Origin of the sequence: Parabacteroides sp. AF17-3 (assembly GCF_003635445.1) — a bacterium.
In the GTDB taxonomy this organism is placed as follows: Bacteria; Bacteroidota; Bacteroidia; order Bacteroidales; family Tannerellaceae; genus Parabacteroides; species Parabacteroides goldsteinii.
Window position 1 is genome coordinate 49,781 of sequence record NZ_QTMM01000002.1, and the last position, 22,288, is coordinate 72,068.

General features: G+C 41.1%; 13 protein-coding genes. 5 read left to right on the forward strand and 8 right to left on the reverse strand.

All coding sequences use genetic code 11. The features are described 5' to 3' along the window. Window positions 1-20: 20 nt before the first annotated feature. The 6 genes from DWW91_RS02505 to DWW91_RS02530 form a co-directional block, all read right to left on the reverse strand. Window positions 21-497, reverse strand: coding sequence for a hypothetical protein (locus tag DWW91_RS02505; RefSeq protein ID WP_009859922.1), 477 nt, complete (start codon window positions 495-497; stop codon window positions 21-23). A 27-nt stretch (window positions 498-524) separates the two neighbouring features. Then, entirely contained in the window at window positions 525-2,237 is a 1,713-nt protein-coding gene (locus tag DWW91_RS02510; protein WP_046146129.1) for a RagB/SusD family nutrient uptake outer membrane protein, read from the reverse strand. 12 nt (window positions 2,238-2,249) lie between these two features. After that, entirely contained in the window at window positions 2,250-5,468 is a 3,219-nt protein-coding gene (locus DWW91_RS02515) for a TonB-dependent receptor (RefSeq protein ID WP_228100118.1), read from the reverse strand. A gap of 441 nt (window positions 5,469-5,909) precedes the next feature. Beyond that, window positions 5,910-6,944 (reverse strand): FecR family protein, encoded by a 1,035-nt coding sequence (locus tag DWW91_RS02520; protein ID WP_122326869.1) that lies wholly within the window; start codon window positions 6,942-6,944, stop codon window positions 5,910-5,912. A 64-nt stretch (window positions 6,945-7,008) separates the two neighbouring features. Further along, window positions 7,009-7,587 (reverse strand): RNA polymerase sigma-70 factor, encoded by a 579-nt coding sequence (locus DWW91_RS02525; RefSeq protein ID WP_009859926.1) that lies wholly within the window; start codon window positions 7,585-7,587, stop codon window positions 7,009-7,011. Window positions 7,588-7,896: 309 nt separating this feature from the next. Beyond that, entirely contained in the window at window positions 7,897-11,016 is a 3,120-nt protein-coding gene (locus tag DWW91_RS02530) for a DUF6383 domain-containing protein (protein ID WP_048316560.1), read from the reverse strand. Between the two features lie 659 nt (window positions 11,017-11,675). Between DWW91_RS02530 and DWW91_RS02535 the strand changes: the two genes are divergently transcribed. From DWW91_RS02535 to DWW91_RS02555, 5 genes are all read left to right on the forward strand, one after another. After that, on the forward strand, window positions 11,676-12,317 hold the full coding sequence (locus DWW91_RS02535) for an HU family DNA-binding protein (protein ID WP_009859928.1): 642 nt from the start codon (window positions 11,676-11,678) through the stop codon (window positions 12,315-12,317). Window position 12,318: 1 nt separating this feature from the next. After that, the gene (locus tag DWW91_RS02540) at window positions 12,319-13,305 is read left to right on the forward strand and encodes a GSCFA domain-containing protein (RefSeq protein WP_122326870.1); all 987 of its coding nucleotides are present in this window, start codon (window positions 12,319-12,321) and stop codon (window positions 13,303-13,305) included. A gap of 3 nt (window positions 13,306-13,308) precedes the next feature. After that, entirely contained in the window at window positions 13,309-15,774 is a 2,466-nt protein-coding gene (locus DWW91_RS02545; RefSeq protein WP_009859930.1) for a bifunctional UDP-N-acetylmuramoyl-tripeptide:D-alanyl-D-alanine ligase/alanine racemase, read from the forward strand. A gap of 158 nt (window positions 15,775-15,932) precedes the next feature. Continuing rightward, window positions 15,933-16,790 (forward strand): enoyl-ACP reductase, encoded by an 858-nt coding sequence (locus DWW91_RS02550; RefSeq protein ID WP_046146122.1) that lies wholly within the window; start codon window positions 15,933-15,935, stop codon window positions 16,788-16,790. A 23-nt stretch (window positions 16,791-16,813) separates the two neighbouring features. Then, window positions 16,814-17,419, forward strand: coding sequence for an L-threonylcarbamoyladenylate synthase (locus DWW91_RS02555; protein ID WP_046146121.1), 606 nt, complete (start codon window positions 16,814-16,816; stop codon window positions 17,417-17,419). Between the two features lie 69 nt (window positions 17,420-17,488). Here DWW91_RS02555 and DWW91_RS02560 read toward each other — a convergent pair whose 3' ends face one another. Next, entirely contained in the window at window positions 17,489-19,147 is a 1,659-nt protein-coding gene (locus DWW91_RS02560; protein ID WP_122326871.1) for a SusD/RagB family nutrient-binding outer membrane lipoprotein, read from the reverse strand. 12 nt (window positions 19,148-19,159) lie between these two features. Next, window positions 19,160-22,198, reverse strand: a complete 3,039-nt coding sequence (locus DWW91_RS02565; protein WP_009859934.1) for a SusC/RagA family TonB-linked outer membrane protein — start codon at window positions 22,196-22,198, stop codon at window positions 19,160-19,162. Window positions 22,199-22,288 lie beyond the last annotated feature (90 nt).

Consider the following 22,288-nt stretch of genomic DNA (forward strand, 5'->3'; position numbering starts at 1 on the left):
CTTCTTACATATGGTTACAGCTACTTAGTAAAACTTGTAATCACCAATCTCCATTGCTTTTTATTCTTATTATCGGCCGCAGTCACCTCATAGACCATATCTGATTGAGAAAAATCTCCAACTTTCCCCAATACCGGAGCAGAACCTACAGGCGCAATTGATGCTGCAGTTGAAATAGTTGCATATCCTATTAATTTGGATAAGGAAACCTGATTTCTTACTTCTTCCGTAAATGTTCCGGAAACTTTAGGCACCGTAATAGCACATTCAATAAGTCCTTCTGCCTGATTGATTTTCGTCTGTGCAGTCAATGTTTTTACTTGTAACTTCTCACTAATACCCTCCTGTATAGTCCAGCGATATTCAAAATTGAATGCCGTTACTTCCGCCTCTGTATAAACAGGCAGATCATCATCTAATCCTGCCGTCAGACACGATGACAAACAGATACACAAGAAAGAGAGCAATACGTACTTAATTAATATCAGTTGTTTCATATTCAATAAATTCTAATATATTCATAATTATTCCCAACCCGGATTCTGATCATCCGACAACTTTTCATTCAGAATTGTTTCATTTTTGGGTATCGGTAAAAAGTATCTTCTGGTTGTAAATTTTCTATCATTAGACGGACCTACAACCGGAACCGGTATGATCTCAAAACTTTTGCCATCAGCCGCAATCTCTATTGCTGTCGGAGGTGTATTAAGTTCTTCAATTTCATCCAATCCGTCTTCTTTTCCCCAACGGAGTAAAGACCAATATCTATCTTCTTCCTGCACCAGTTCAACACGGCGTTCCTGTTTATAATATTTCCAGGCTTGATCAAAGGAAAGAGCTGTCGACAAAGCTGGTAACTTTCCATGAGTCATTCTAACCTTATTTATATATTCAATTGCTGTAGTTGTTTCCCCCAGTCTCAACAAAGCTTCCGCATAGTCTAGATACGAACGTCCCAGACGCAAATGAATCAAATGCCAGTCTGTCGGCACGCCAGCAATGACCGATTTATCCTGATAGAGGTTCTTAATATATAAATAACCTGTTTTTGTCATATGACGGTCTTTCTCCTTATTATTCAAATAATACAAGTTTCCACCAACACGTGTTGTAATGATTGAATTAAAATATTTGACTGAGTCGTAAGCTATCGTTGAATAAAAGCGGGCATCGCGGTTCCTATAGATTGCATTACTTACATAATCGACATTCGGTTTGAAATTCTTATAGTAAGATGTTTCATCCCATGTTTTAGCATTCCCGTCGGCATCAACCACCTCATAAGCGTCAACCAAATCCTGAGACGGAGATTTATCATGCCACCCCTCAAAGTTTTCCACAGGCCATACAGCAGCCACCTCTTCCGGTATTTTTCCAGCTCCCTGGTTAGGGACAATAGATTGCATCCATGTTCCTGACATCTTTGTCGTCTCTGATAAATAATAAGTGGCCAGAATCACCTCTTTCGAACTTAACCCGGTAGAATAATCATTGAACAATTTTCCATAATCGCTTTCCAAAGAATAAATACCCAATGTAAACAAGTCTTCACATGCTTTTTTTGCTTGCTGATAATAATCCCTTTTCTCATTAGAATCTGTTAAAAAAGCTGCTCCCTGCAAACAAACAGCTGCTTTTAAAGCATACGCTGCACCTTTTGTCAAAGCACCCGCAGAAGCAGTTGTCGGCAATCCTTCCGCAGCTTCAGTCAGATCATTAATAATAAAATCATAAGTTTCTTTTATCGTTTTCGAACGAGGAAACATAAGGTCGTCATCCGGAGTCAGTACGCGATCAACGATCATCAAGCGTCCAAACAATCTGGCACGAGTATAATAAACAATACTACGGAGCATTTTAGCCTGTGCGATCAGAGGTTCCTTATCCGCTTCTTTTATATCTTCGGAAGCAGTAACCTTCTCTATAATCAGATTGCACCGGCGGATTTCACCGAATTTGTTCCAACCATAATCATTGGCATTCGTCATCAACTCGCGAACTGTTCTGACAGCAGCGCTCATCTCTGTGTTGACAACTGAATTATCACTCCAGTCATCTGCATTCTCCGTCAGCAACTTGGATACATATAAAGTCCCGTTAATAAAAGTCTGTGCTCCTTCTGCAGATCTCCACACCTTATCTTCTGAAAATTTATCCAATGGAGATTTATCCAGATCATCTGCACATGAGGCAAACAAAAGAATAAAAGTCGATAAAATTGCTATATATTTCATATTTGTTTCTTTTTAAAATCCAACATTTAATGCAACTGAGAATGTCTGTTGAACAGGATATCCCTGTCCGCTACCATCCACAACTTCAGGATCGAAATAATCTTTCACACCAGAGATAGTAAAGAGATTGGTCCCCATTACCGATAATTTCAATTTACTAATCGCATTCACATTCCTCAACAATATATTCTTGAAATCGTATCCGAACTGCAGACTCTTCAAACGGAAATAACTTGCATTTTTAATCCAGAAATCAGAAGACTGCGTATTGTTCGAACTATTAATATTCTGATAAGAAGAAGCACGGGGATAAGCCGCATCCGCATTTTCCGGAGTCCAGAAATCCAGCTGATACTTATAATTCATCTCCATAGTATTACCACCTTTCATCAAACCGCTTAATTCAACATAACGCGGTCCTGTACCCTGAAATAGTCCATACAAGAAAAAGCCTTTGTAATCCAAATTGAAATCAAAGCCATAGTTAAATGACGGGAAGAACGGTTTACCGATTCTCACTTGGTCTTCCGAATCAATTTTACCATCACCATTTACATCAATATAAGCCAGATCACCCGGTTTCAATTCCGTAGCACTCAGGAAACGAGGATTATCAAGGACATCTGCTGCACTTTGATAGATACCACTTGACTGATACGCATTTCCATAATAATTCTTTTGATGGGTTGAACGCTTTTTAGGGTTTTTCAAAGTGGCTTCCGATTCACTTTCATTTACTTCCCACAACTCATCATAAGTCGTAAAATTGAAACCCAGATCATAATTCAAATGACCGACTTTATTCTTATATCTTACCATTGCTTCATAACCAGCCCGCCGATGGATACTATTCGATTTCACTTGTGGAAGATCTTTTCCCAATGTAGTTGTATAACGATTCTGAGGAGAGATCAAATATCCTTTCGTCTTATAATAATAATAATCGAAAGTAAAATTCAAATGATTGTTCAGGAACGCCATATCAAAACCAATATCAAATACATCTTTTGTATACCAACTCAAAGCATTCGACACCAGATTCCCTTCTGTAAAACCTGGAACAAACTCACCTCCTACAACGGCAGATTGAGAGTTATATGAATAAGTAGGAATATAACCAAAACGAGCAACTCCGGTTTCCAACCCCACTTGTCCATAAGAAGCTCTGATTTTAAAGAAATCAATAATCTGCTTATCCTTCAATGTCTTCATAAAGCCTTCTTCCGAAACAACCCATGCAACAGCACCTGATGGGAAAAATCCCCAACGCTGATCTCTTGCGAAATTATCAGAACCATCATAACGGAAGTTTCCCTCCAACAGGTACTTATCAGCATAATTATATCTCAAACGTCCCACATACCCAATACGTGCTCCCTCCTGAGCCGTTCCGGTGTTCTGCTGTGTAGATGCGTCTCCGGCAAACAACTGGTCGAAATCATTTGAAATAAAGCCATTTCTCGATGCACTGAATTCTTCATTTGTCGTATTATAATAGCTATACACTCCCTGGACTTCGAGGAAGTGTCGATCAAAAGCACGACTATATTCCACACTAGCCTCCAATGTATTATTACGCCACCAGCTATTTGTCAGTGACATTTCAGATGGGGCAGCCTCCTTCAATACCCCGGAAGGAGAATATTGGGGAGCACTGGATTTAAAATACTTTTCATTATAATTAGAATAGCGGGAGTTAGCCAAAATTTTAAACTTTAACCCTTTATCCCAAGGTAACGTCCAGGTTGCATAAAGTTGTGTGTTTAATATATTATCCGAAACCCGGTCATATCCCGATTCTTTATCCAGCCAGGCCAATGGATGAACAGAGAAAGCACTGTAAGTCCCGTCAGGATTGTAAGCCACGTCTATTGGTTTGTTATACGCCAATAAGTTTCTCCAAATCTGTGACTGACCATATGGATTCGGATTTCTCTTTTCCAAAATTGCATCCAGATTCAGCCCCACTTCCAAACCGATATTATCAAAAGAGGAAGAAACATTACTTCTGATATTATAGCGTTTAAAAGTATTGTTATGGGACTGCTTAAATAAAGATTCCTGATTTAAATAACCCAGAGAAGTATAATATTTCACACCATTTTTAGATTTACCCGACATAGACAGGTTATGCCGCATCTGAGGTGCAAAATTATTGATTGCCATTTTCAGCCAGTCATTATCCGGATAATTAGCCGGATCAGAATGGTTCAACACTTTATTGACCACATCTTCCGAGTACATGGCATAAGCTCCACGGCCATCATATTCAGCCGCTTTATTGGCTGCCGTTACATATTCAACAGCATTGACCCGGTCCGGAATAATGGTCGGTCTGCTCCAATCAAAACCTGCAGTATAATCAATATTGATCTTTTCACTATTTCCTCTCTTAGTAGTGACAAGAACGATACCGTTACCAGCCTGAGCACCATATACAGCTGTTGCACTCGCATCTTTCAATACTGATATTGATTCAATATCAGAAGAAGTCAAAGCATTAAAGTCCAATGGTTCACGAATAATACCATCAATGATATAAAGAGGAGTACCACCACCGCGGATAGAAATTGTAGGAACTGTTCCACCAGGTTCTCCTCCTGTTTGCTGAACAATTACACCGGCAGCACGTCCCTGCAACGCAGCAGATGTACTTGTATATGGCAGTTCGTCTATCTTATCTGTTTTTACACTAGTTACTGAACTTACCGTTTTTCTGGTTGATGTCGAGCCATAACCAACAACGATCACTTCATCCAATTGACTGTGGCTTTCTTTTAAAACGACCTGTATTGCAGATTGATTAGTCACAGCTATTTCTTTGGATTCATATCCTATATAAGAAATAACCAATGTTGCCTTTTCAGGAACTGTTATACTAAATTTACCATTGACATCAGTAATCCCTCCTAGTGTCGGATCATTCTTTACTATAATATTAGCACCAATGATTGGTTCTCCATTCTCATCAGTCACTATCCCGGTCACAATCCGTTCATTACTAACCAAAGCGAATAATCCACTTTTACTTAATACAATCTGACGATCGCTAATAGTATAATGTATATCTGTATTTTTCAGTATATTATTCAGAATATCCGAAATGCTACTTTCATTAACAGAAACATTCACTCTTTGTCCCACGTTTACAACGTCTTTATTATACAAAAAGCGGAATTCTGTTTTTTCCTCTATCTTATTCAATACATCTTCAATAGAAACATTTTTCATTTTGAGCGTCAATGAAGTTGATTGAGAATAAGATACCGAGGCAAAAACTTGCGTTAGACTTAAAGCTATAAATAACAAGCATAATCTCATAACTCGAAAAATTTTAATGGCAAAACTTAGCCTTTCGATTTTTTTATCCGAAATGGAATTCATACATTTGTTTGTTTAGTTAGAAAAATAAGGTTGACTAAAAACTTTTAAACAGCTAAACAATCAAAGGAAAGGTCTCGCACACCTTTCCTTTTTATTTAAAGCTGCTTACTCATTGATCTTAATAATTGACTACTTCATAGGCATCAGATTTTTATAGTGAACAAATAATAATTATCTTTTCATACATAACTAAGACGTCTCAGCTGTTTTTTACCACAACTGAAAAGTCATTTTTTTATTTAAAATCAGATTTTCTTTATTCGGAAGATAAAAAGGTGATATTTTTCATCACCTTTTTCTTTTATACACTTCTATTGTTTGCTTCTCATATGCATTATTCCGGTCCTTCACCCTCTTATTCTGCTTGAAATGCAGAGGAGCACTCATTTCAAGTAAACGCAATATTTCATCCAACGATTCATATTCAAAAGTAGCACGATAAGGTGCATTAGCTAAAGAAGGATCTTTTAATTCTATATTCACATTAAAAGTTAGTCCCAGGCGCTTAAAGACATACGATAATGGGTCATCCCTGAATATCATCAGTCCGTCTTTCCAGGCATACCACTTATAAGGATCAGTCTTTGCAATAAGACATTGTTTCGTGAGATTATTAAAGGAAGCTCGTTCTCCCGGAACCATAGCAACAGGTGAAGAGTTTCCGAAAGCGACATCTATCTTTCCGTTAACCATAGTAACAGCAGTAATAGAATCACTTCCATAGGCCTCCACATTAAAAGCCGTACCGGTAGCCCGGAGAGTTATCTGATCGGTTTTTACGATAAAAGGATTTTCTTTATCCGAATGCACTTCAAAATATCCTTCGCCACTCAAGAAAACATCCCGCTCGCCTTTCCGGAAAGTTAAGGGATATTTCAGGGTACTTCCACCATTCAGCCAAACATTCGTTCCATCCGGCAGACGGACTTCAGAGAAAGTACCGTGAGGTGATTTCACTTCCTGATACTCTATCGCATCATACACCCCATTATCCTTCTCTAAAAATAAATAAGTACAGATGATCAACAAAGGGATGACAAGGACAGCAGCCATACGTTGCCAATAGATAATTAATGTACGGGCGATATTCCTCCTTGTGGTTGCGATATTTGCTAAAACTTTTTTCTCGGCTTCAAATACATTAATCTCAGAGGGGGTAAAAGCGGGGTGCATCACCTGCCATATATTACGCATTTCCTGATAATATCGGTCATTATCAGGAGATTGCTTCACCCAATCATCCAGTTTACGGCGTTCTTCTGCCGTTGCTTTACCGGATAGATAAGCTGTGATAATAGGTTGTATTTGATCTTTGTCTGTCATTTTTTCTCTTTTATAGTATTTAAGACGTCCGGGGAATCATTTCCCACATGGCTTATAACTTTTTTTAGGGAATACCTATTGAAAGCAATAGCATGAAGAACTCTTTCAAATGTTTCCGTAATAATTCCAAAGTCTTACTGACACGGACTTCAACTGTCCGCTCCGATACATTCAGTTTTTCTGCTATTTCCCTGTATTTCAATCCTTCAAAGCGATTCAACACAAAAGCTTCCCTATACAACTCCGGCACCTGTTCCAAGGCATGACGCAAATGGTCATGCAAATCTGAATACAAGACATAATTTTCCGTATCGTAAGAATCAAGTACTGTATTTTCATACTCCGTCTCATACTGACGGACAATTTCAAGATGACGAAATTCATCAAAACAACTGTTACGGACAGCCTTCAACAAATAAGATTTCAAAGAAGTTTCAATCTGTATGTTTTTCCTCTCGTTCCAAAGTTTTAAAAAGATTGATTGAACAATGTCTTCACAAGAATCTTTGTCTTTTATAAAATTCCCGCAGAACAATACAAGATCGGTATAATAGGTCTGAAACAATAATGAGAAAGCCTCTTTGCTGTCTTGCTTCAAAGCAGACAAAACAAAGTACTCTTGTTGTTTATCCAGTTTTCCCATATTGATTTCAAGCATTAACACTATTTCCTGGCAGCTAAATTAATTACATTTTTTCATTTTCAACCTATTTTACCACGCAAAACAACTGCAACCAACAAAGCCTCTACGACACAAGATCGCAGAGGCTGTTTTTTTCTGTATTCCTTCCTCACGGGAGAAATTACAGTAAGAACTTTATTTTATTACTTAATATTAATAACCACTTGTTCGCCTATCACAGGGTAATTGATGGATAGTCTAGGCGTTGCATGCAACACCTAGACTCCAACTCGTGGAAATTTTAGAATTTATTTTTGATTATAAATTATCTTATTTTACGATTGCCTTAACAGCAGCTTCACCTTCAACAGCTACTACAACTACACCTGCAGGAACAGAGATTGTAGCTTCGCTAGAAGTGATTACAGTGTTAGCAATTGTCTGACCAAGAACATTGCTGATAGCAACAGTCTTACCTTCAGCACCCTTAATGATAACGGCACCGTTAGTTGCAACTACTGATACTTCAGAAGCGCTGATGCTTTCATTGTCTGTTGCCATATCGTCAGCAGCACCCTTTTCGATGTTGAAGATCAAAGCAGCATCACCACCAGTCTTAGCATCATCGAAAGAAGCATCCATAGCAGACAATACCAAGCAGTTATTCTGGTTCTTGATCCATGCTGCATTCTTCGGAGCTATAGGAGCTACAGCATTTGATTCGATCAAGAATGCGCGATCTTCTTCTACTTCGTTAGCAGCCTTAGTCGGGTCGATATAACGGAATGACCAAGTGTAGTTGTGATGTTTGTCTTCCTTAACAGTAGCTTTCATGTTAATAGAAGAGATCTTCTTAGCTTCAAGAGCTTTCTTAACATCATCCATGCTCAGATCTTTAGTTGCAACAGTTGCAAATGTATTGCCCAAGATATAGATTACGCTATCCTGTTCTACAGCATCTACAAAACCTACACGAACATATTTACCGAACTTGTAAAGTTGTTTTTCTGTAACAACTTGTGTATCTGTAGAGTCAGCGAAGCTAACCAACAGTTTGTAACGGTTGAAGCCTTCTACAGCCGGAGTTGCGTGGATACAATCTTCCGGTCCACATTCTTCGCCATCAGCATTCATGTGTTTGTGGTTAGTTGCATCACAAGGAATGTTTTCAGAACCTTCGTTTACAGTTTCGCTTACATAGATTAAGTATTGCGGTTTGATATTATACTGTGCAGATTTACCAATGTTGTACGGACGAACATTGAATGACAGACCAGCTTCAGCAATATTAGCAGCACCGATACCTAAGTAGCTCATACCTTCACGCTTGAAGTTTACGTTAGTTTCGTCCATCAAGTAGTCGTTTACGTATGCTTCTTTGAACTTCAAGAGCTTAGTTGCATCTTCATTACCTTCTACAGCGCCATCCAATTTAACATTGTTGAAACGACGATACAGAGGTTGGTCAGTTAAACCGATAGAGAAAGCAGATGTTCTAACTTCATTGATAACCTGCTGTTGCAACAGGGCAGTCAAACTCTGGTCAGCAACACCGGCTTTGAAGTTGAATGAACCATCTGCGTTCACATCTTCAGCATCTACAAATGCATAATAGCAAGTAGCATCCAATTGATTGTTTTCTTTGAAGAAGAATTTGCTTGCAGCAGTTTTATCTGTGATCACAAAGTTATTTTCTTCACCTAAAGCAATAACAGCATTCTTAGTGTGGATTGTATAAGACTCTCTCTTCAACTGAGCCAAACCATTAATTCTCTTTTTAACGTCTGCTGTTACTTTATAACCATAATCAGCTGCTACGTTACCATTAACCGGTTTGATTTCGAAATAAGTCGGAGTATCCTGCAATACATTCAATTTGTTGCTACCAGCCACCTGAGCAATGTATTTTTCCATTGTATAAGGGTTGAAGTAGTTGAATGCATAGTTAGTAATCATCAACTCATCCTTAGTCAGATATTTGTAACCAAGATGTTCATCTCCTAAGACATTTGCATCTGTAATCTTTGTAATAACCAAAGAGTCAGTAGCAGAGATAGCTTCACAGAAATATTTAGAAGAACCTTCAGCCTGAGTAAACTGATAATTTTTATTCAAGCCTGCATATTCACGGTTTGCAACATCCACCGGAGAAGTAGCAGCGAAGTATTCAGATGTTTTAGTTTTCAGAACAACCCACTGATAAGCCGGCATATGGTTTACATTCTGTTCGTCTGCGTCAACGCTTACCCATTGTGCTTCTTCACCATCGATATGGATCGGAGATGCGTAATACTTATTAGTTTTAGCATTGCGGATGAAATATACACCATCTTCCAAAGATACTCTGTCTGTATCGCTTTCTTTACAAGAAGTGAAACCTAATACGATATCAGTTTCTTTCTTTTCACCAATTGTTACGACACGAATTTGATCTTCTTTTACCAAATCCTGAACTGTTACATAGTTGAAATCATCATCATTATCAGTGATAGATGTAGCAGTCGTAGCAGCCCAGCTACCAGCAGTCGGTTCTTTAATGATACTCTTTACCTGAATAACCAAAGAGTCATTTGTCGGGAAATAAGTGAACAAGAACTGACCATGTCCTTCCAAATCGCTATCTTTCAACTCATCCAGATCCTCCATATAATTAAATGCGAGGAACATAGAACCTGTTGTGTTGATATAAGCAGTATCAACAAACAAAGCTTTAGCATCTTCTTTTCTTGTAATGTAAACAAAGTCTTCACCTTCTACCTGAGCAGCTAAGAATAATTCCTGGCTGAACGGGTTTTTCAAACTTGTGTTGCTTGCATCCGGAGTAAATGTCAGCTTAACGCCAGCATCTTTTTTCTGAATACCCAGTTTAGTGTTGATCTGCTCTGCATTCAAAGTAACAGCATCAGCTTCAACCAAAGAGAAAGTAGTAGTAAAAGTTGTAGCTGCATTACTTGCTAAGTCTTTCTTTAAAACTACAGTACCATTATCAACAACGAATCCTACTACAGAGTCTGTTGTAAAATAAGAATACAGAGGCTTTTCATTTACCAAAGTTTCATAAGTAGGAGAAAATGCCCAACCACTGACCTCACCACCAACTTCAGGAGCAACAGTTGTTGCTGTAGCACCAGCAGCAAATTCTTCCATTGTAATAGACAACAATGCTTCAGCGCCTTTGTTTACAAAATCAAAATAAGGAGCTTTTCCCTTATTTTCTTCTGTAACAGTGACACACCACAAAGTACTTGCCACATTGTCAGCTTCAATAGCATCAACAACACTTAACTTTCCGTCTTCATTAATCGACAAGAACTGACCGCCGTCTGTTTTCAGTTGATATAAACCGCTATTGGTTCCTTCAACTAAAGAAGTAACGTTGTCTGCTGCAAAAACAGATGTTGCACCTAACAATGCTACACCTGCAAAAAGAGTAGAGAACTTTTTGTTCATAATAAATAATTTAATATTAATACTAAAGTGTAATAAGTCCAATTCACAATAGAAACGTTCCACTCCCCAAAAAATGGCGAGTTTAAACGTTCCTTTAATCTCGCCATTTTTTTGGGGGGCTTTCCTTTCGTTTGTGAAAGGCCCTGTTTTGTACATTGTTTGCTATTCGATTGATAAGAAAGCATATAGACAGATAAAAAATATCTTAAAAAGAATGGTTGGTATGAAACTAATTCTTACTTTTGTTGACGAGAAAAAAGGAACGTTTTATTTCGCCACGGCTTTTTCTCAATCGCCACTTTATTAATCAACCAATTACACTCTATTTTTTCACACATTTTTTACTCAATAATATTAATGTACGGGCGTACATTAATATATAACTATATAGCTTTTCTTTCAGCACTTTACAACACATACCCAATAATCCTACTAGAACTAAGAAAAAGTACCGAATAATTAATTCTTTATATCAGGAGATTTATTACCTTTGGTACGGACTTTTAAATATGAAAGGAACACACTACAGAAAAGTAAAGCATTCCTTACATATTTGTATTCCTAACCTTACATTTACGGAAAGAAATTGTTCCATAAATAAGATTAGGGAGAAAAATCCTTAATAGTCATGACGTTAAACCTTAAACATCAGGAGGAATATGAGTATTGAATACGACTTATTTGCCAATCCCCCCAGAAATGGGGAAGAGAAGCCGACGTTACATGCCAGAGCTATCAATATCCAGACCGTCAATACCAACGAACTGGCGCGGATGATCGAGAGCATGAGCACTTTCACGACAGCCGATATCAAAGGGGCAATCAAGGCAATCAGCGATCGGTTGTACTTCTGTCTCAGTAATAGCCAGAGCGTACATCTGGAAGGGATCGGCACGTTTTCGGTGACGCTGAGATGCAAGCAGCAGGTGGAAAACAAAAAAGATATACGCTCGGCATCCATTGAGTTTAAGAACGTGGAGTTCCGTGCTGATCCGGAGTTGAAGAAACGTTTCCGGGGCGTTCGTATCGAACGGCGGGAAGGGACCAGCGAGAAAAAAAACTACAATGCCGATATCCGGCAGAAACGTATCCTGTGGTATATAAAAAACTATGGGACAATCAACCTGACGGTTGCTGCCAGCCTGAACCAATGCACGCGGCAAAAGACTAAAAAAGATCTGGAACAGCTGCTTGAAGACAATCAGATACAAAAGAGCTGGTGCGGAAAACGGGCTTTCTACACCAGGCGTTCGCCCCAGCAACCAACAGCCGGCCCGTTACCTAACGACCCAACGGAATAATATGGAACTATACACCGCTATCAAAATACCCAAGCCTCCTTTCCGGTTTTCCTGGCAGGAACGCATCTTACTGCTCGGTTCCTGTTTTGCGGAAAATATCGGGGCGAAGCTGGCTGAGAACAAGTTCAATGTCGATATTAATCCGTTCGGAACACTGTATAATCCGGCATCCATCGCTACCGCATTGCGAATGCTGCTGCATCCGGAGCGGTTTACAGCAAATGATTTATTCCGGCACGAAGGCGTATATCATAGTTTTACGCACCACAGCCGTTTCTCTTCCACCTCGGAAACAGAGTGCCTGGAAAAGATTAACGACAGATTGTTTGCCTCGGCACAAGAAATCAGGAAAACCGGATATATGGTGATCACACTGGGGACTGCCTATGTCTACCGGTTGAAAAGTTCCGGCCAGGTGGTAGCAAACTGCCATAAGCTACCGGAGAAAATGTTTGACCGCTCGATGCTATCCGTGGCGGAGATTGTGTCGGAATGGAAGGAGTTGTTGCTCTCCTTATGGGAGCAATGCCCGGACCTGAAGATACTTTTCACCGTCAGTCCGATACGCCACTGGAAGGACGGGGCACATGGCAATCAACTCAGTAAGGCCACTTTGCTACTGGCAGCCGATACGCTCCAGACGGCCTATCCGGAACGGATCGCTTACTTCCCCGCCTACGAAATCATGATGGATGAGCTGCGCGATTACCGCTTCTATGCAACCGATATGCTGCATCCTTCGGAACTCGCTGTTGATTATATTTGGCAACGTTTTACAGAAAATTTCTTATCCGATGAAACGAAAGGCTTTCTTAAAGAATGGGCAGAGATCCAAAAGGCTATTAATCATCGCCCGTTTCAACCCGAAAGTGAAGCCTATAAACGCTTCATCTCGCAAACTTTGTTAAAGATGGAACGAATTAACGAGAAATTTCCTTCCTTTGATAGTACAAAAGAGATGGAAATAATAAAGTCTAAACTAATGTAAAGAATGGAATACTCAATAAAAGAAATCGTCAGAATTATCGGTGCGCAGGCAAATAACTTGCAGGATAGCACCATCAGCATTTTGCTGACTGACAGTCGCCGGCTTTCTTTTCCGGAACAAAGTCTCTTCTTTGCCCTTAAGACAAAGACCAACGACGGACACAGATATATAAAGGAACTCTACAAACTACGCGTCCGCAATTTTGTAGTGAGCGAAATGCTTCCGGAGTTCGAATCGCTCGGAGAAGCAAATTTCCTGGTGGTAAAAGATACGTTGAAAGCACTTCAGAAACTGGCTACCCATCACCGGAAACAGTTCAATATCCCGGTGATCGGCATTACAGGCAGTAACGGGAAAACGATTGTAAAGGAGTTCCTTTATCAACTATTGCACAAGGAATTCAACATTGTCCGCTCGCCACGCAGTTACAATTCACAGTTGGGCGTGCCGCTATCTGTCTGGCAGATAAGCGACAAGAATACGCTGGGGATCTTTGAAGCCGGCATTTCCCAACCGGATGAGATGGAAAACCTGCGCCCGATCATTTCACCGACTATCGGTGTTATTACCAATATCGGAGAAGCACATCAGGAAAATTTCATTTCCACCACGCAGAAATGCCTGGAGAAACTAACGTTGTTCAATGAATGCGAAGCTATTATATATGATGGGGATGATGCGTTTATATCCAACTGTATCGAATCGGCCTGCCTTTCACATAAGGCGATTGCCTGGAGCCGGACAGACTCGGATGCACCGCTTTATATCGAAAAGATCGAAAAGAAAGAGAAAGAAACAGTCATCCTTTGCACACTGCTCGGGCTGACTCAGAAATATGTCATACCTTTCACCGATGATGCTTCCATTGAAAATGTGATCCATTGCCTGGCAGTAATGCTTTATCTGAAGCCGACCAGCGTAAATGATGCCAATAAATTTGCCCGGTTGGAGCCTGTCGCCATGCGCCTGGACGTGAAGCAAGGCATCAACAATTGCATGCTGATCAACGACACATACAACTCGGATATCAACTCGCTGGATATCGCCCTCGACTTCCAGCAGAGCCGCCATGTGGACAAGAACCTGAAATGTACGTTGATCCTCTCTGATATCCTGCAATCAGGCACCTTGCCCAAGTCGCTTTACAAAAAGGTTGCCGACCTGGTTCGCCGTAAAAACATCGACCGGATTATCGGTATCGGACGGGATCTGAAAGAATATGGCAGTGCATTCGATATCGAAAAGGAATTTTACCTCAGCACGGATGAATTTCTCAAATCACCGACATTCAAGAAGTTCAAAGACGAACTGATCCTGATAAAAGGCTCACGCCACTTCCACTTCGAACGTATCTCCGAGTTACTGGAAAAGAAAGTGCATGAAACGATCCTCGAAGTAAACCTGGACGCGGTTGTGCATAACTTCAACTATTACCGTTCGAAACTGAAACCGGAAACCAAGATGGTTTGTATGGTAAAAGCGTTCGGATACGGGGCCGGTTCATACGAACTGGCTAAAACATTACAGGAACATCGTTGCGATTACCTGGCCGTTGCCGTTGCCGATGAAGGGGCGGAACTCCGTAAAGAGGGCATCTCAATCCCTATTATCGTAATGAATCCGGAATTCAGCAGTTTCAATGTCTTGTTTGAAAACAATCTGGAGCCGGAGATATATAGCTTCCGCCTGCTGGATGCCATGATTAAGGAAACGGAACGACGGGGGATCACCTCCTACCCGATCCATATCAAGATAGACACGGGAATGCACCGTCTGGGATTCCAACCGGATGACGTCCCGGCCATCTGTGAACGGTTGAAAGAACAAAGTGGCGTAACGGCACGTTCTGTATTCTCCCATCTGGTGGGAAGCGACTCATCCATCTTCGATGATTTCACAAAGAAACAACTGAATACATTTACCCAGGCGGCTGCCGAACTGGAAAACGGCCTGGAATATAAAGTCATCAAACATATCCTGAACTCTGCCGGAATCGAACGTTTCACGGACTATCAGATGGATATGGTCCGCCTGGGAATCGGACTATACGGTGTAAGTGCTTCCGGCATAAAAGGCCTGCGCAATGTCAGTACCCTGCGTACCACCATCCTTCAGATACAACATGTCCCGGCTGGCGACTCCATCGGTTACAGCCGCCGTACTTATGTGGACCGTGATTCGCGCATCGCCATTATCCCGATCGGTTATGCCGACGGCCTGGACCGTCATTTCAGTAACCGGGGAGGCGAAGTCTCCATCAACGGAAAACGCTGTCCGATCGTCGGAAATATCTGTATGGATGCCTGCATGATCGACGTGACCGACACAGACGCCCAGGAAGGCGACCCGGTCATCGTCTTCGGCGAAGAACTTCCGGTAAGCGAACTGTCCGACAAGCTGAAAACTATACCTTACGAGATACTGACCTCAGTTTCTCCACGGGTAAAAAGAGTTTATTACAGGGAATAATTTTCCGACAAATAACAGGAGGCCCGGATGCAGAAATATGCGTCCGGGCTTTTTCTTTTAAGGGAAGTTCTCCACAAGTTATGCAGCAAAGCCGGACATAAATTGTTTATCTTGCACATTTTATGTACTTTTGTGCCGTAAATAAATTAAATAAAGGTATGAGTCATAATTTATTGAAAGGTAAAAGAGGCATTATCTTCGGTGCGCTGAACGAGATGTCGATTGCCTGGAAAGTGGCAGAAAAGGCTGTGGAAGAAGGGGCAACTATTACATTAAGTAATACGCCGGTTGCCGTACGTATGGGTGAAGTCGACGCCCTGGCTAAAAAGCTGAACGCAGAAGTGCTGCCGGCAGATGCCACTAGCGTGGAAGATCTGGAAATGGTATTCTCAAAATCAGTAGAAATACTGGGAGGAAAAATAGATTTCGTATTGCACTCTATCGGTATGAGTCCGAATGTGCGCAAAAAACGTACATACGATGACCTGGATTACGATATGCTGGGAAAGACATTGGATATATCCGCCGTCTCTTTCCACAAGATGCTCCAGGTAGCCAAAAAGCAGGATGCTATCGCCGATTGCGGTTCGGTACTTGCTTTATCGTATGTGGCAGCACAGCGTACTTTCTTCGGTTACAACGACATGGCGGATGCCAAGAGCCTGCTAGAATCGATTGCACGCAGCTTCGGTTATATTTATGGACGCGAGAAGGGAGTACGTATCAATACGATCTCTCAGTCGCCGACCCTGACAACAGCCGGTAGCGGAGTGAAAGGTATGGATCATCTGATGGATTTCTCCAATAAGATGAGTCCGCTGGGTAATGCATCGGCCGAAGAATGTGCAGATTACTGCATCGTAATGTTCTCCGACCTGACCCGCAAGGTTACTATGCAGAACCTTTTCCACGATGGTGGTTTCTCAAGCATGGGCATGAGCCTTCGCGCCATGAACCAGTACAGCAAAGGATTAGAAGAATTTACCGACGAGAACGGAAATATTATTTACGGCTAACCAGCCGTAAATAGCTGACAGTTATGTTAATAAAAATATACCCCGAAAATCCCAATCCGAGGGAAATAGACAAGGTTATCGACGTCCTTCGCGACGGAGGCCTGGTCATTTACCCGACCGACACAGTATATGCGATCGGCTGTGATGCACTGAATGTCCGCGCAGTTGAAAAGATCTGCCAGATGAAAGGTATCAATCCGCAAAAGAGCAACCTTTCCATCATCTGTTACGATCTTTCTAATTTGAGCGAATATGCCAAAGTAAGCAATTCCGCTTTCAAGTTGATGAAGAAGAACCTGCCCGGTCCTTTCACCTTCATCCTGCCGACAAGCAGCGAATTGCCGAAAATATACAAAAACAGGAAAGAAGTCGGTATCCGTGTGCCGGACAACAATATTATCCGGACCCTGGTAAAGGAGCTGGGAAACCCTATTCTGACCATGTCTGTTCATGACGACGATGACGTGATCGAATATTCGACTGATCCGGAGCTGATCCATGAAAAGTATGAAAATACGGTGGACATCGTTATCGACGGTGGTTACGGTGGTTTCGAAGCCTCAACGGTTGTAGATTGCACCACAGATGAGTTTGAGATTGTACGCCAAGGGAAAGGTATATTAGAATAAAGCAAAAAGACTTCCTGCATTGAAACAGGAAGCCTTTTTCTATTTTAACTATCTAACAGAATCTGCAATTTAGAAGTTCCCCACATTTGCTTTATCCCACCAGACACGAGTACCGCCAATATCGCCGGTAAATTTTCCACTTGAGTTTTCCTGATTCAACAGATCAATACCTTTCTGTAATTCTGCATTATTTGTATTGATTTCAATTTCAGAATAAATCAGACGGCGAATTTGTTCATCCGTATCAATTGTTCCGTTACTGCTGTTAACACGAACCGGGAACAGTTTAGGATAACCTGTACGGCGATATTCAGCCCAAGCTTCTGTAGACAACGGGAAGTTTGCCAGCCATTTTTGCGTAATGATACGCTGCAGCTTTTCTTCATTGCTTGCACCATCATTCCATTTAACCGGCACTGTATTCATTGCTTTATAACTATTTTTAGAGTCAATCGGATCTACGAAGTCAATCTGCGTTGTAGTACCATTGATGTAATTCTCGATATCTTGTTCAGATATATCAACCGTTCCATTCACATAAGCCTTTTTGTATTTCAACTCATTATTAATAGAGATACGGATACCTTCTTCATACAGATCCTTGGCATTACCACCCATACTCCAACCACGCAAAGCACCTTCTGCACGCAGGAAATAAGCTTCTGCCACCTTCATTACCGGGAACGGAGTAGCATAAGAACAAACGACACTTGAGAAACCACCCCATTTATTCGGCTTCGAAGGTAATTCACAACCCGCACGTATGCCCAGATACTTAGTATCTACAGCTATTTTAGATCCGTCTTCGGCTACAATTTCCTGAGTATTCTTCGTTATATACAACGGTGTACGAGGGTCCTTATAACCTTCCATAATAGTTACCAAAGATGCATTGACGCCACAATCACCCCATTCGAACATACGGGTCAATTCATTACTTAAACCCTGATCAATCAGAATATCTTTATCGGCAGAGGTCAGAACGCCACCCTGATACGCTTCTTCCGCTTTCTGTTTTGCCAACGTCGGATTCGCTTTTACAATACGCATCGCAATACGCAGTTTGAACTGGTTAGCAACCTTTATCCATAAAGAGCGGTCACCTTTGCACCAATAATCAAACTGTTGCATGTCTGCTGCAGATGAAGTTCCATTTTTGAAACCTTCTATTGCTTCATCCAGCAAAGTGAACATACTATTATAAACACTTTCCTGTGTATCATAAGCAAAAGCCACATCATTGCCATCCAATACAGACTGATAGGCAATAGGTCCGTAGGCATCTGTCGTCATCAGCATACCGTAAACCTGGACAACACGCATAACGGCAGCATAATCTTTGATACCCTTTTCATCACAGGCATTGATCAGACGGCGGGTATTATTGAAGATATGCAGATAAAAATTCTCATACATACCGCCACAGAAACCGCGGTTCAATTTATAATCGGCATTCCCGTTACCTCCAAAGTTGTGAGGGGTCATGAAATAACCGCCAAACAGATCTACACTCAGGTTTGTCCAAAACTGGAACATATTTTGCTGCGGAGCATATACATAAGTAATCGGTTCTATGAACTGAGCCTCAAACGGCATGTTATCCGGATCGACTTCATATTTATTGGTATTCAGTTCCTCAAAATTATCAGTACAACCGACAATCATCGTGCCGCAGGCAATAGTCAGGCCCAAAGCGGCTGCATATTTGAATAATATATTTAATTTCATAGATAATCAAGATTAGAAGTTTAATTTCAGATTAAGACCAACACTACGGGAAGAAGGCAACGCAAACATATCAACCCCTTGCCAACCGTTTCCGGTACCGGCAGATACATCCGGATCCATCGGAGCATCTTTGTAGAAGAAGAACAGGTTACGGGCAATCAAAGACGCATTCAGATTCTTTCCGATACCGAAAAGGTTACGGAACGTATATCCGAAAGACAACTCACGCAAACGGACATTCGTTGCATCGTAAACATACAACTCATTAGCATACTGCGAATTGAAGTTTGTTGCACCTACTACGGAATAGAATTTCTGAGGATCAAAAGTTACTCCTTCAAACACAACACTACCATTATCGCGGGCAGCACCAGAGCGTTCGGAAACACCCCAACCATCCAACGTAGCTTCAGTCATTGACATTACTTTACCACCCACCTTTGCATCGATCAGGAATGACAAAGTGAAATCTTTATAGTGGAATGTATTGGTCCAACCCATATTTACTTTAGCATTCATATCACCGACATATTTCAGATCCTGAATACCGTCACCACCCAACTGGGGAGCACCGTTTTCAGAAACAACAGGTTTACCGTTGTCATCTCTCTTGATCTGACGAACATACAAGTCACCATAATGGCCGCCTTCCTTCAGGATCACTTTTGCTCCGCCATAATCAGCCAGAGTCAAACCGTCAGGTAGTTCATCTACTAATTCCTTAATCTCATTCTCGTTATAAGCAAAGTTGAAGTTTGTACTCCAGCTAAAATGATCGGTAAACTGATTATGCCAACCCAAGCCAATTTCAAAACCCTGGTTCTGCACATTACCGGCATTTACATAACGGTTTCTCAGACCTGTTTCCCAGGGAGCTGAGATTGAGAAGAACTGGTTCTTTGTATTTGTCTTATAATATGTAAGGTTCACATCCAAGCGATTCTGAAAGAATGTTCCGTCAAAACCAACTTCCAAAGAATTTGTCTTTTCAGGTTTCAATGTTTTGAACGGTGCATTTTCGGGAGGCGTCAAAGCACCCTGGTCACCCAACTCATAACGCAGATTCGTCATAAAAATAGGAACGTCATTACCTACCATTGAGTAAGAAGCACGCAACTTAAACATATTAACATTCTTGCCAAAGTCAATAAACTTATCCAGTAAAGCACTGGCACCTACTGACGGATAGAAGAAAGAAACACCATCCGTATATGCCAAAGCAGAAGACCAGTCATTACGAGCAGTTACATCCAGGAACAAACCTTCCTTATAACCGAACTGAGCAGTCGCGAATACAGAATTCAAACGTTTTTCTTTCAATGATTCAGTCGTAGTCATCCGGTAATAGTTAGCCGGAGAGAAGATATTCGGATAATAAGCACTACCGGTCGGTTTGCCATCTACAACCGAGAACTTGGAGTCACCCCAACCGATCAAATCAACACTGGAACCAGTTGTTTTCGTAAAACTGCTACCAGCCGTTACTGATAAGGTATAAGTATCTTCCCAACTTTTATTATAGCTTGCCAGAATATCCCCATACATCTGTTCACTAAAAATACGGGAATCCTTCATAGTACCCATCTGGTTACGTCCGCCTGTACTGGAAGCATATTCATTATATATCCATTTCTCATCACCACGTTCGTAACGCAAACGGCCGGTAACGGAAAGACCTTCCATAATATCATATTTAACACTACCTCCGAATTCATAACGGTTACGGTTTGAAGTCGGTTTCTGACGGTTCACCATCCAGTAAGGGTTGGAGAATTGTTCCTGGGCAACATTCGTCCAGTTCTGGACATTTGCGTTCAAAGAAGGTTTATACACCTCGTAATTATTTTTGTAATGATCCCAGTCTTCTCCTCTCGGGAACAAATAAGCACCGGTAACCGGATTACCCAGAAAACCGGCTGCTGCCTGGTTTTCAATATCCTGATTATTATAGCGGGCACTTACATCAATATGAACTTTCTTCCATAGGTGGAAACCGACTTTAGCCAACAGGTTATGACTCATATAGGTATTTTTCGGTGTTACACCGTGAGAAGCTACATTCGCATAAGAAAAATAAGAAGAGATGTGTTCATTACCACCACTCAAAGCAATTGAATTGTTGGTAGTGAAACCAGTCTGATAGAAATCTTTCGCATAATTTGGAGCAGTAGTCGACAATTTGTCCCCCCAACTGAATGTACCCTCATTGCTCATTCCGTAAGAATTCTGGAACTTAGGCAACGAAGCAACTGTTTCCACTGTTGTATTGCTCGATACATCGATCGACACTTTACCCGACGATGCCGATTTAGTAGTAATCATAATTGCACCGTTGGCAGCCACAGCACCATACAAAGCCGCCGCAGAAGCACCTTTCAGTAAAGTTATCTGAGCAATATCGTCCGGATTGATCGTAGACATGGCATCACCACCATCACGACCTCCACCATAATTACTGTTTACCTGTGAATCAGACACATTCATCATCAAAGGTACCCCGTCTACCACAATCAACGGTTGGTTGCTACCATTAATAGATTTGTTACCACGAAACAGGATCTTGGAAGCACCACCCGCACCGGTAGAGTTCGGAGTGATCTGCAAACCGGCACTCTTACCCTGTAAAGAGTTGATCATGTTTACGTTTTTAATTTCATTCAAGTCTTTGCCGCCAACAGTCTGGGCTGCATATGACAACGTTTTCGATTCGCGTTTGATACCCATGGCAGTTACAACAACTTCGCCCAATTGTTCAGAATCGGAAACCATAGAAACATTAACAACAGAACGTCCGTTAACCGGTTCTTCCACTGTTTTCATACTCAAATAAGAAAATACCAGAATTGCATTTTCACCAACTTCCAGAGAATACTTTCCATCGAAATCAGTTACGGTTCCAATAGTCGTACCCTTTTGTAGAACATTTACGCCAGCAAGAGGCTCATTCAGTTCTTTGTCCATCACAACACCGCTTACTTTTCCTTGTGCCCACAGCACATTTGTACATATCCCAATGCAGAATAGTACCAACATAACAAAGCTCTTCCTCATAAAGTCAGATTGTTTAGGTGAATTAATAATGAAAATTTCCATAACACTTTATCCTAAAGTTAAATAACAGGTTTAACATTTACATACATA